General features: G+C 40.6%; 14 protein-coding genes. All 14 read left to right on the top strand.

The window, feature by feature from the left end; translation table 11 throughout:
- Nucleotides 1-49: 49 nt before the first annotated feature.
- Entirely contained in the window at nt 50-1573 is a 1524-nt protein-coding gene (gene rlmD / locus E7303_RS01410; protein WP_292143506.1) for a 23S rRNA (uracil(1939)-C(5))-methyltransferase RlmD, read from the top strand.
- A 204-nt stretch (nt 1574-1777) separates the two neighbouring features.
- On the top strand, nt 1778-2392 hold the full coding sequence (locus E7303_RS01415; protein ID WP_292143507.1) for a helix-turn-helix domain-containing protein: 615 nt from the start codon (nt 1778-1780) through the stop codon (nt 2390-2392).
- Nucleotides 2393-2661: 269 nt separating this feature from the next.
- Nucleotides 2662-2955 (top strand): helix-turn-helix domain-containing protein, encoded by a 294-nt coding sequence (locus E7303_RS01420; protein ID WP_292143508.1) that lies wholly within the window; start codon nt 2662-2664, stop codon nt 2953-2955.
- A complete protein-coding gene (locus E7303_RS01425; protein WP_292143509.1) occupies nt 2924-3202 on the top strand; it encodes a hypothetical protein in 279 nt (92 codons plus the stop codon). The genes E7303_RS01420 and E7303_RS01425 overlap by 32 nt, the downstream gene beginning before the upstream one ends.
- 430 nt (nt 3203-3632) lie before the next feature.
- Entirely contained in the window at nt 3633-4406 is a 774-nt protein-coding gene (locus E7303_RS01430; protein WP_292143510.1) for a methyltransferase domain-containing protein, read from the top strand.
- 421 nt (nt 4407-4827) lie between these two features.
- A complete protein-coding gene (locus tag E7303_RS01435; RefSeq protein WP_292143511.1) occupies nt 4828-5283 on the top strand; it encodes a GNAT family N-acetyltransferase in 456 nt (151 codons plus the stop codon).
- Nucleotides 5284-5292: 9 nt separating this feature from the next.
- Complete coding sequence (locus tag E7303_RS01440; RefSeq protein WP_292143512.1) at nt 5293-5697, top strand: GNAT family N-acetyltransferase; 405 nt, start codon at nt 5293-5295, stop codon at nt 5695-5697.
- 343 nt (nt 5698-6040) lie between these two features.
- Entirely contained in the window at nt 6041-6568 is a 528-nt protein-coding gene (locus E7303_RS01445) for a GNAT family N-acetyltransferase (protein ID WP_292143513.1), read from the top strand.
- A 10-nt stretch (nt 6569-6578) separates the two neighbouring features.
- The gene (locus tag E7303_RS01450) at nt 6579-7301 is read left to right on the top strand and encodes a DNA alkylation repair protein (protein WP_292143514.1); all 723 of its coding nucleotides are present in this window, start codon (nt 6579-6581) and stop codon (nt 7299-7301) included.
- A gap of 119 nt (nt 7302-7420) precedes the next feature.
- On the top strand, nt 7421-8509 hold the full coding sequence (locus E7303_RS01455) for a PTS transporter subunit IIC (RefSeq protein ID WP_292143515.1): 1089 nt from the start codon (nt 7421-7423) through the stop codon (nt 8507-8509).
- Nucleotides 8509-8955 (top strand): restriction endonuclease, encoded by a 447-nt coding sequence (locus E7303_RS01460; protein WP_292143516.1) that lies wholly within the window; start codon nt 8509-8511, stop codon nt 8953-8955. Before E7303_RS01455 ends, E7303_RS01460 begins: the two co-directional genes overlap by 1 nt.
- Nucleotides 8956-8973: 18 nt before the next feature.
- A complete protein-coding gene (locus E7303_RS01465) occupies nt 8974-9801 on the top strand; it encodes a DNA-3-methyladenine glycosylase family protein (RefSeq protein ID WP_330601599.1) in 828 nt (275 codons plus the stop codon).
- A gap of 5 nt (nt 9802-9806) precedes the next feature.
- Nucleotides 9807-11258 (top strand): MFS transporter, encoded by a 1452-nt coding sequence (locus E7303_RS01470; protein ID WP_292143517.1) that lies wholly within the window; start codon nt 9807-9809, stop codon nt 11256-11258.
- Entirely contained in the window at nt 11255-12586 is a 1332-nt protein-coding gene (locus E7303_RS01475) for a carboxylesterase family protein (protein WP_292143518.1), read from the top strand. The genes E7303_RS01470 and E7303_RS01475 overlap by 4 nt, the downstream gene beginning before the upstream one ends.
- Nucleotides 12587-12830 lie beyond the last annotated feature (244 nt).

Here is a 12830-nt window from a genome sequence, read left to right on the forward strand (position 1 = left end):
ACAGGGAGTTTATACTAGCGAGATTTTTTTGTAATAGATTGGAAATTGTATGGGTAAGAAAATAAAGACAGATTGCAAATATCAAAAAGATGATCTGCTGACAGTAGAAATAACTGACATAGGAAATGACGGAGAGGGCATAGGCAAGGTTGACGGCTATACCCTCTTTATTAAAGATGCAGTAATAGGTGACAAGGTAAGTGCCAAGATAATGAAGGCAAAAAAGAACTATGCCTATGCCCATTTGGAAAAGGTTTTGGAGCCATCTGTTCACAGACAGGAAGCAAGATGCCCAATTGCGAGACAGTGCGGCGGATGCCAGCTTCAGAACATGACCTATGAAAGACAGCTTGAGTTCAAGCAGAATAAAGTAAGGAATAATATCATTCGCTTAGGCGGATTTGACGAGTCTTTTATCGACAGTATCATGGAGCCAATAATCGGTATGGAAGAGCCCTGGAGATACCGAAATAAAGCGCAGTATCCAATAGGGACAGATAAGAATGGAAAGCCTGTTGCAGGCTATTATGCAGGAAGAACCCACAGCATTATTCCTGTGGATGACTGCTTTATCGGAGTTGATGAAAATAAAGAGATCCTTAATGTTGTGCTTGCACACATGGAAAAACATGGAATTGCAGCTTACGATGAGGCGACAGGCAAGGGTCTTATAAGGCATGTTCTCATAAGGAAGGGCTTTACAAGTGGACAGATTATGGTGTGCCTTGTTATTAACTATAGAGGAAAAGCTGTTGGAAATAGCAATGAATTTATAGCGGCTCAGAATGAGCTTGTTAAGAAACTCCAGAATATTAACGGCATGACCAGCATTTCTGTCAGCATAAACACTGATAAGACCAACGTTATTATGGGAACAGAGATCCATACTATCTGGGGAAAAGATACAATTGCAGACACTTTGTGTGGACTAGAATTTGAAATTTCACCTCTTTCTTTTTACCAGGTTAATCCCAAACAGGCTCAAAGGCTTTACGAGCAGGCAATTTCCTATGCCGGATTAACAGGGAATGAGACGGTATGGGATCTTTACTGCGGAATTGGAACTATATCTCTGGCTATGGCAAAGACTGCAGGAAAAGTCTATGGCGTTGAGATTATTCCTGATGCAATTGAAGATGCCAAGCGAAATGCTAAGAGAAACGGCCTTGATAATGCTGAATTTTTCTGCGGAAAGGCAGAGGAAGTGCTTCCGGAGTTCTATGAGAGGCTAAGTAAGGAAGCCAAGAACGAAGAAGCAATCGCGGAATCAGGTATGAGTGACGAAAAAGAAGATAATGCAAAAGCGCTCCATCCTGATGTGATAGTCGTAGATCCGCCTCGCAAGGGCTGTGATGAGAAATGTCTTGAAACAATGCTCAAGATGAGTCCTGACCGTATTGTATATGTCAGCTGTGACTCAGCAACTCTTGCCAGAGACCTGCGCATTCTTGCTGATGGCGGCTACGCGCTCAATAAGATCCGTGCCTGCGATATGTTTAGCTGGTCAGGCCATGTTGAAACTGTCGTTGCACTGAATAGGAACCACTTGGGGACGGGGTTAGTGGGCCATTAAAGCCATCGAGGAAACAATGAGGCATCTGTGGTTAAGACTTATTGAGTTTGGCAAAAAGTATAATCCAGATGCTATATGTGAAGTTAAAGTAAAATGAGCTTTTCTGCACTCAACCAGCGGTAGAGTGGACAAAAATCAACTGCCGGTTCGTGTGAATTAACATGAATTCCGGCTATGCTTGAGTCATGAAAGGAGGTGCCCGATATGGATCAAATCAAAATTGGAAAATTCATAGCATCCTGCAGGAAGGAGCAGGGCATGACTCAGGCAGTCCTTGCCGAGAAGCTCGGAATCAGTGATCGGGCGATATCAAAATGGGAGACCGGAAAGGCTATGCCGGATTCCGGGATTATGCTGGAGCTGTGTGAACTTCTGAAAATTAAGGTCAACGAACTCCTGTCGGGCGAAAGAATTATGGCAGAAGCATATGACAAACGGGCAGAAGAAAACCTGCTGGCAATGAGGCGAGAGGTTGAGGAAAAGAACAGACAGATGCTTAAGACGGAATACTGGATCGCGTTTCCTGCCGTCATTTCCGGACTGGTCATGGTGTTTGTGGCTTCATTTATAGAGATGCCAGTCTGGCCGCGAATTGCACTTATCGTGTTTGCTCTCATAATGATTTTTACGGTCGCTTTTATCGCCGTGGGCATTGAGCAAAAGGCTGGATACTATGAATGCCAGAATTGCCACCACAGATATGTTCCTACATACTGGCAGACAAATCTTGCTATGCACATGGGACGGACAAGGTATATGAAATGCCCGGAGTGTGGAAAAAGAAGCTGGCAGAGAAAAGTTCTTACAAAAGAAGAGTAAGCAGACCAAGGCTCCTCGCTACTGATTAGGTTCAGTGGCAAGGAGCCTTTTTATGCTTCGATTTCGATTTTGATCCCGGACTTGAATTCCACGGTGAAGTGGTTGACGAAGACAGTGATCTTCTCGATAATTCCAAAAAGTCAGGAATACTTCATGACTCAAGGCTGTTAAATAAAAAGAGTGCTGCATAGGTGCCAAGTGTAAATTGACACTACAATCACACAATATTATAATTGTGCCATAAGAATATTGGCACAAAGGAGGATATTATGGCTATGGCGCTTGAAGATGCTTTGAAAAGAATATCGGAACTTGAAGAAGAGAATAAAAAACTTAGGGAAGAACTTGAATTCTATAAAAGTAAAAAGTTTGCCGGTAGACAGAAGCATGATGAGCATTGGATGAAGTCATATAACGACTTTGTGGCGCTATATGAGGACGGTCTTACAATTATGGAGATTGTAGATAGGGGAGATATCAGCCGTCGTACAGCTTATAGATATAAAGCCTATTATGACGGGCTAAAGAAAAATGATCGAAATAGCAACAAATGGGGTGTTTGAGGAAAATAGGAAGAAAAAACATGGACGTGATGCAAAAAACGGATGGTACAGATATGATACAAGATTCGGGCTGCCTGTTTACGGTGATGATGGGGAAAACAGTGGATACAACATATTCCACGCAAGACTCTTAATCAGGCATGCGGGAAGCGGAAAGAAATATTTATATGATGTTATGGAAATAAAAAAAGAAACGAGCAAGTCCTGTCAGGCTGATGCCCTACCCGATGATAAACCCATTTCTTGATTTTTATCTTAAAGAGGTTTGTAATAATTGTCAACAGAAATTTGGAGGGTTACTTATTTATGAAGGCAGAAGAATAAATGCTATATCTATACAAGAGTTTCCACTGCTATGCAGGTTGATGGATATAGTCTGGTTGAACTAAGTCGCTGCGCCACAGCCTTGGCAGGCCGTCGCGCAGCGACTTAGTTCTCTTGGATTATAATTAGATTAGTATTTACGCGTGCTTATAGCATTGTATATAATATCTTTGTTGTGACAATCTGGATAAACAGATGTCGCATGGGAGGTAATCATGAGAATGCGAGATAACTACTCGGTGCAGTTTTAATGCTGACAGCAGGTTGTACCGAGGTTAATAAAATTTATTTGCTGTCACATACTGCACCGAACAAATAATGAAGAACAGATTTTTATTTGAAAAGGAGCAGATATGAATACAGATAGAATAAGTGAATTAAGAAAAGAGTGGGAAGCAGAGGAGAAGGTTGCACACATACATGGGTGGGATTTTTCTCATATTCATGATAGATATGAAGAAGAGGATGACCTCCCATGGGACTACAAAAAGATAATCGAAGAGTTTCTTCTTCCTGATATGAAACTGTTGGATTTTGATACAGGTGGTGGCGAGTTTTTATTATCTTTGAAGCACCCATACAAGAATACTGCAGCTACTGAAGGATATGCCCCTAATGTTGAATTGTGTAAGGAGGTTCTCTTACCATTTGGGATTGATTTCAGATCTTGCGATGATGAGTCAAATATCCCTTTTGCTGACAGCTCTTTTGACATAATGATAAACAGGCATGGAAGCTTTGATCCTGTGGAAGCACATAGACTTCTCAAGCCGGAAGGGCTTTTTATTACACAGCAGGTAGGAGGCAAGAACGACAGAGATCTTGTTGAGATGGTTCTACCGGATGTACCTGCACCTTTCCCGGAACTTGAATTATCAATTCAGAGAAAGAAGTTTGAAGAAGCAGGCTTTGAGATAATAAGAGCTGAAGAAGTATTTAAACCAATCAGGTTCTACGATGTTGGGGCATTTGTATGGTTCGCGCATATTATCGAATGGGAATTTCCGGGTTTCTCTGTTGAAAAATGCTTTGACAAATTACTTGAAATGCAGGAAGTAATTGACAAGAATGGTTTTGTAGAAGGTACTATTCACAGATACCTTATAGTGGCAAAGAAGGCTCGTTAAAACCACTTGACTACGCGAAATATCTGATGTTAAACTCCGGATATAAGAACATTTGACGAGCAGGAAAGGCACCCTGCGCTCCCTAAGTGGAATCTGATATGATGGATACGCCGCCCATCCAAATGTTTTTATGTTTTCACAGCGGATAATGTCAAGATCCTGATTGATGCTGCTGCATAAGAAAGAATTCTTTGGGAACGGGTTTTTTACCGCGGATCATGTTACAGTGTGCGGTTTGCTCGTTCTTTTTCTTTGTTACTTTGGTTTGTACATTAGAACACATGTCGAGATGGTTTGTTCATTGTACAAACTTCATTTTTTTAGATGTAGAAAGAGATGAAAGAAAAGATGATTTTCTATTTGGTTCGGTACGGACAGACTAAGATGATATAGCAAAAGCAATCATAGGAGTGAAAAAATATTGGAATATAGAATAGCAACCTTGGATGATATTGATTTATTGACTGCTTCCCGTGTTAAAGTTTTAAGAGCGGCAAATAAGTTAGATGATTCTGTTGATATGACAGAGGTAGAAAAAGAATCTTACAATTATTATAAAAAGGCATTGGCTGATGGTAGGCATTGTGCGATTTTGGTAATGGATGATGGTAGATTTATAGGGGCTGGCGGTGTTAGCTTTTATAATGTTATGCCGACCTATCATAATCCCAGTGGCAAGAAAGCTTACATCATGAATATGTATACAGATCCGAGCTATAGACGACAAGGGATTGCGTATAAAACCTTAGATATGCTTGTTAATGTTTCAAAAGAACGTGGAATATATCAAATATCATTGGAAGCGACAGATATGGGGCGGCCTTTATACGAAAAATATGGCTTTGTTAAAATGGAATCTGAAATGGAACTAATATAGGAGTCTGCGTTGGAAATCAAATATACAGATAAACATGATTTTAATAAAAATGAGTTAGAAGACTTATTTCTGTCAGTTGACTGGTCATCAGGTCATTATCCGGAAAAACTATGCATTGCAATGAAAAATTTCAACACAGTTTTTTCTGCCTACGATGGGGACAAATTAGTCGGAATGGTTTGCGCCATGGATGATGGAATAATGAATGCATATGTCCATTATTTATTAGTTAATCCCGAATATCATAATCAAATGATTGGAAGAACACTAATCAATAAGATTAAAGATAAGTATCAGGATTATCTTAGAATAGCTGTAATTGCCTATGACAAGGAAATGCATTTTTACCAGAACTGTGGTTTTGAAAAGAGCAATGATGCATCGCCAATGTTTATAACATCTTTATGGACTTAATGAATATCTGTAAGAGAGATATGTTGTTGTAAAAAAATGAAAATCTTGCTGATTATTCTATGATGCGAGGATTTTGGGTTGACATGACGGCGTTACATGATTATACTCATAAAAAAATTGAAGAAAGCAGAAAAGATATGAAATATACATTCCTCAATAATTTTAATACACCAAATACTAATCCCGTGAATCCAAATCAGGGGACTTTTGGCGTTGTAGATGATGAGGAACGACAATATATTTAGTGATATTGTTAAAATTTATTATAAAGAGTGAAGCCTCATCAGACAATAGTAGTTTGATGAGGCTTTCTTTATATAAAAAAATAAATGGAGGATTTGTTATGGAACTAGTAAGAGTACAGGATTCTGATTATCGAAAAACATATGAACTTTATATGTCCTTTCCTGAAAATGAAAACGGGTACATGAATAATGTATATGGTTATAGCTATGAACAATTTCTTGAGTGGATTGAAAAAAAGAGAAATTGGTCAATGGGGAAAAATCTTCCTGAAGGATTTGTTCCTGATACCACATATGTGCTCGTTGACGAAGATGTTTATGTCGGTGTTTTTAATTTAAGGCATTGTCTGAATGATTTTTTGAGAGAAGGACCTGGTCATATTGGATATTGTATTTCAAAAAAATATCGTGGAAAGGGATATGCAACAAAAGGACTTGAGCTTACCCTTACGAAGGCAAGACAGATGTGCATTCATGAAGTGTATATGTCTGTTAATAAAGATAATCCTGCAAGCCTCCGTGTGCAGATAAAAAATGGAGCATATATTCATCATGAAAATGCAACAGAGTATTTTACACGGATAAATGAGATTGAGGAAGGCTCTTCAAGGGAAGAAAACCAATGAGCAAAACATTATGGATAATTATGGAGAAAGAGAGATTACGATGATTGAAGAAATAAGAACAAGGCTTTTTGAATTGCAGGATATAAAGTATAGGGATTTCCAGAGCGGACTCATACCAACTGCGGAAAAAGAGATGTTTATAGGGGTAAGGACACCTGATCTTAGGAAGTATGCCAAAGAACTGGCAAAGACGGAGGGAATTGATGAGTTTTTGAATGACCTTCCACACAAGTATTTCGATGAGAATCAGCTCCATGCGTTTATCATCTCTGAGATAAAAGATTATGCTGAATGTGTAAAACGGGTGGACAGGTTCCTTCCATTTGTGGATAACTGGGCTACGTGCGACCAGATGTCACCAAAGGTTTTCAAGAAGCATAAAGAGGATTTGCTAAAAGAAATACCAAAGTGGCTTAAGTCAGATAAAACCTACACAATCAGGTTTGCTATCGGTATGCTGATGCAGCATTTTCTGGACGAGGACTTTGATGAAAAATACCTTAAAGAAGTGTCAAAGATCAGATCAGATGAGTACTACATCAACATGATGATTGCCTGGTATTTTGCTACAGCTCTTGCCAAGCAGTATGAGTCAGCAATTTTGTATATCCAAGATCACAGGCTTGATGTATGGACCCATAACAAGACAATTCAGAAGGCAATTGAGAGCTATAGGATTACGGATGAAGCAAAAGAGTATTTGCGCGGTCTGAAAATAAAGACACAAAAGTAAAAATATACTTGCATTTGCGGAAAATACTGTCTGTTGTCACTTTTTTAGTTCAATTCTCTAAAGTGTTATAGTATAATCGTGGGGATGCTAGAAAACAAAACTATAACAGGGAGAATGGTATGGAAAAGTTTAAAGAGTTTTTGAAGAGGAAAGATATTGAGATTTCTTTAAAGCGATACGGGATTGATGCACTTGGAGCCATGGCTCAGGGATTATTCTGTTCACTTCTTATCGGAACTATCATCAACACAATCGGGACTCAGTTCCATGTTCCTTTTTTGATGAAAACAGTGGCAACGATTGCCGGTACAGAATATACAGTTGGCGGTTTGGCTACAGCGATGAGCGGACCTGCAATGGCAGCAGCTATAGGATATGCTCTTAAGTGCCCACCACTGGTTCTTTTTTCAATGATAACAGTTGGCTTTGCTGCGAACGCTTTGGGCGGAGCAGGCGGCCCTTTGGCAGTTTTATTTGTTGCAATACTTGCAGCTGAATTTGGTAAAGCAGTTTCCAAGGAGACAAAGATTGATATTCTGGTTACACCTCTTGTAACTATAGGCATTGGAGTATTTTTCTCATGGCTCATTGCACCGCCTATTGGCAGGGCAGCTATGTGGATAGGAAACCTCATTATGTGGGCAACTGAGCTACAGCCATTTCTCATGGGAATATTGGTTTCTGTTCTTGTTGGTGTGGCGCTCACACTTCCTATTTCATCAGCAGCTATCTGTGCGGCCTTTGGACTTACAGGGCTTGCAGGTGGAGCGGCAGTAGCGGGGTGCTGTGCTCAGATGATCGGCTTTGCAGTTATTTCTTTTAAAGAAAATAAGTGGGGCGGTCTTGTCTCACAGGGAATCGGAACATCAATGCTTCAGATGGGAAACATCATTAAAAATCCAAGAATCTGGATTGCTCCAACACTTGCATCAGCCATAACAGGCCCTATTGCTACATGTCTTTTCAGATTGCAGATGAATGGAGCTCCGGTTTCATCAGGAATGGGAACCTGCGGAATGGTAGGACCTATCGGAGTTTATACAGGATGGGTTGGCGATGTTGCAAACGGCACCAAGGCATCTATCACAGGATTTGACTGGTTTGGACTTTTAATGATTTCCATAGTGCTTCCGGCTGTTTTTTCACTTATAATAAATGCAGGTGTTAAAAAACTTGGCTGGGTAAAAGACGGAGATATGAAACTTTAATGTTTAGAGATAATATAATTTATGCAGTTATAGGGGCAGCGGTGGTTTTACTTGCTGTCCTTATACTTTATCTAATTAAAAGACATAAAATGCGCCCGCTTCCTATGGATGAAATGGAGGGGCATGACTTCGAGTATTATTGCGCGGATCTGTTAAAAAACAATGGCTTTCTCGAAGTTGAAGTGACCAAGGGCAGCGGCGACTTTGGCGCTGATATCCTTGCTGAAAAAGATGGCGTGACATATGCTTTTCAGTGTAAATGTTACGATAAGCCAATTGGAGTCAAGGCTATCCAGGAGATATACGCGGGGCGCGACTACTATGGCAGGATGGTTGGTGTTGTCATGACCAATCAGTACTTCACACAGCCTGCTGTGGAGCTGGCTACAAAGCTCAACATCATGCTTTGGGACAGGGGCTATGTGGATAACATGGAAAAGAAATGAGAAAAACAGGAGCAAAAAGTGATAATAGAAATTAAAGATGATTTTGATCTTGGGAAAATAGCTGACAGCGGTCAGTGCTTCAGGTTTAACAGGTGCGGAGAAGGGTCGCAGGAGCATTACAGCGTTGCAGCATTAGACAAACATGTGCTGGTTAAAAAACTTGACGAAAACAGGTACGAATTTAGCTGTGACCAAAAAGAATATGATTCTTTTTGGAAAAACTATTTTGATATGGACATCAGCTATAGCGATATTCGTGCAAGGATTGATAAAACCAAAGATGAATATCTTTATAATGCTTCTGAATATGGCAAAGGAATAAGGATTCTCAGGCAGGATCCGTGGGAAATGCTTATTTCTTTTATCATATCTCAGAGAAAGAATATTCCAGCTATCAAAGCTTCAATTGAAAAACTCTGCGCTCTTGCGGGGAATGTAATTGATGAGGGAGAAGAGTTTGGAAAAATATATTCTTTTCCCACTCCTGAAAAAATAGCAGCTTTATCAATGGAGCAGCTATCATCCTGTAGCCTTGGATATAGAGATAAGTATGTTCATCAGGCGGCACTTGATGTGGCAAGCGGCGCTGTGGATCTTGATAGATGGGGGAAACTTTCTGATGAAGAGTTGATGGAGAATCTCCTTAAATTATTTGGTGTTGGGGTTAAGGTTGCAAATTGTGAGATTCTTTTTGGCTATCACAGGCTTGATGCGTTTCCTATTGATGTTTGGATAAAAAAAGTTCTTGATGCACATTATCAAAAAGGCTTTTCTTTTGAAAGCTATGCTCCTTTTAATGGGGTTATGCAGCAGTATCTATTTTTCTATTCAAGAACAGGAGGGTAATTTCTATGGGGAAAAATGAAGAAAAAAGTGTGATCCAAAGGGCCAGTGGCCTTAGGACCGCAGAATATGTCTGCTATGCATTGGGGGATGCGGGTGGATGCCTGGTGTTTGGGCTGGTGACTTCAATCCTTCAGACCTACTATACGGATGTACTTATCTTAAGTCCGTTCTTTATCATGATCATGTTTGTGTTGACAAGAGTCTGGGACGCGGTGAATGACCCAATTATGGGGCGCATCTGTGATACAGCAAAGGTCTCAAAGCATGGTCGATATCGTGTGTGGTTTCTTCGCGTGGCAATACCGCTTGCTATAGCATCTATTCTGTTGTTTTGTAAATTCCCGGGTTTTGGTACGCCGGGAGACAATCTGCCTGCCTACATTTATGCGACAGTGACCTATGTTGCATGGGGAATGATCTATACCATGCTTCAGATTCCTTACGGCTCCCTTGCAAGTGTTATCACTTTGGATGACAAAGAAAGGTCCAAACTGTCAGTATTTCGTGCTGTTGGTGCGGCTCTTGGTTCTATGCCTGTCATGGTGCTTTCAATGCTTTGCTTTAGCACTGATAAAACAACAGGTCAATCCATTGTAAAATATGATGTTCTTTTAACCGGCGTTATTCTCATGGCTCTTTTATCTATGATAGCGCTTCTATTTGCATTCCTTGGTACAAAAGAGAGAGTGAAGGCGGAGCCAAAGCATCATGAAAAGGGCACAGCAGGCAAAGCTTTAAAGCTTATCTTTGGAAACAAGTCCATGTTATCTATTTCAGTGGTAGCTATGCTTCTTTTGGCAGGGCAGATGTTTACTCAAAGCTACTATGTGTATCTTATCCGCTACTATTTTGGAAAGGGCGGTATTTTTGTATCACTTCCGACTATCCTTACCTATATTCCAATGGCAATACTGATGACATTTACTCCAAAGCTTGCCAGAAAGTATGGCAAAAAAGAGATTACTTCCGTAGGTATGATCATTGCGGCAGCAGCGAACTTTTTAATGTTTTTCTTGAAATTCCTGGATCCGGCAGCGGCACTTATGCCTTTCATGTTTTTGTGCTTTGTCTCCGGATTTGGTTTAAACCTATTTGTCCTGCAGTTGTGGGCTATGGCGGGGGATGCCATAGACGAGATCGAAGTTACAACCGGAAGTAAGGATAACGGAACAGCTTATGCGTTCCTTAATTTCTTCCGTAAATTGGGGCAGGTAATCTCAGCTATTGCGGTAAATGCAGCTCTTTTGGCAATGGGATATTATGACACTGCAAGTACGCTGGAATTCAAATTTACCGGGGCACAGCTGTCTTTGATGTATGTACTGGCAACCCTGATCCCTGCTGTAATGTTTGCCCTGATGGCGCTATTCCTGATCGTCTGGTATCCGCTTTCAAAGGAGAAAGTGACAGAACTTCAGGCAAAAAAGGAAGCATACTTTGGAGATGAAAATCTATGAGTGATATTAAGTTTATTGAAAAAGAAACAGGCCTTGGCAGGATCAGAGGCCTTGAGAGAGAAGACGACCTGGCCTTTCTTGGGATTCGCTATGCAAAGGCAGAGCGTTTTTCCTATGCTGTTCCCGTAGAAAAATGGGAGGGGACATATGATGCCACGCACTTCGGCGATGCCTGTACTCAGTACCGGACCTACTTTCCCCATCTTGATGTGCCAGAGCGACTTTTTTATCATCGGGAATTCAGAGAGGGACTAAGTTTTACCTATAGTGAGGATTGCCTGAACCTCAACATCTATGCGCCAAAAGATGCTAAAAACGCACCGGTTCTTGTATTTATCCACGGCGGAGGCTTTAATTCCATGGCTAATTCTGAAGGCTATCTTGACGGTGCCGGTTATGCGAAACGTGGAATCATACTTGTGTGCATTAACTACAGGGTGGGAGCCTTTGGATATCTGACTCATGAGGAAATACAGGAAAAGAATGGCCGCGACGGAAACTTTGGACTGGACGATATTTTAGTTGCCATTAAATGGGTAAAAAGACATATAGCTTCCTTTGGCGGCGATGCTGAAAATATCACAGCTATGGGACAAAGCGCTGGAGCGATTTCTCTGCAATACCTCTGTCTTTCTCAAAAAGCAGAAGGTCTCTTTAAGCGTGCTATCATGCTCTCTGGTGGAGGCCTTTTTCCTAAGAAAGCTAGGCCAAAGCCTGCTACTGAAACCAGAGAATACTGGAAAGAAGTAATGAAAATAGCCGGGGTAAAGACTTTAGAAGAATTCCGGCACTTGGATGAAAAAGAAGTGATGGCAGCTGTTGAAGTTATCAAAACTGAGCGAAATGACAATCTGGTGAACACACAGCCGGTTGTGGATGGTTATCTTCTGGAAAAAGATACGGCGCAGCTGGTGAAGCATCCTTTGCGCATTGACTATATGGCAGGTACCACATCCAACGATATGTTCAATGTGGTCCTTTACCACATGGCTTGGAAATTTATAAAGAGCAATAGAGGATATCGCTATTTCTTTGATATTGATGCGCCGGGAGATGATAACGGTGCCTTTCATTCTTCGGATCTGAGGTATTTCTTTGGAACTCTTGATAAGAGCTTTCGGCCTTATGGCGAGAAGGATAAGGCTGCGTCAGAACTGATTATGGATTACGTGGCAGCTTTTGTAAGAACCGGAAATCCAAACGGAGAGGGGAGACCATTATGGAAAAAAGGTGGAAAGCCTCTATACATCTCCAAGGGTGGCTTTCGAATGAAGAGAGCAAATCCTGTTTTGCTGATTCGAAATACCTTTAGGGGAGATCCCAAATAAATACGAGTACTTTTGAATATAGTATTAAACGTCTGATTGCCTTATGGTGGTCAGGCGTTTTTTAGTAGGGGTCTCTGAAAGCGCTAACAATGCAATTTTACATATTGTTAGATGCAAAAAAAATATTGTCTATCGCTAATCATAAAAAATGCACAGTTTTTGCCCTATAAATTTGTTGATTAATTAGTGCAATATCACAACGAAAACCGGTTTTAAGATATTGTTTTCGTCATTATTTCTATGT

The sequence above is a fragment of the Butyrivibrio sp. genome (assembly GCF_015056685.1).
GTDB lineage: Bacteria > Bacillota > Clostridia > Lachnospirales > Lachnospiraceae > Butyrivibrio.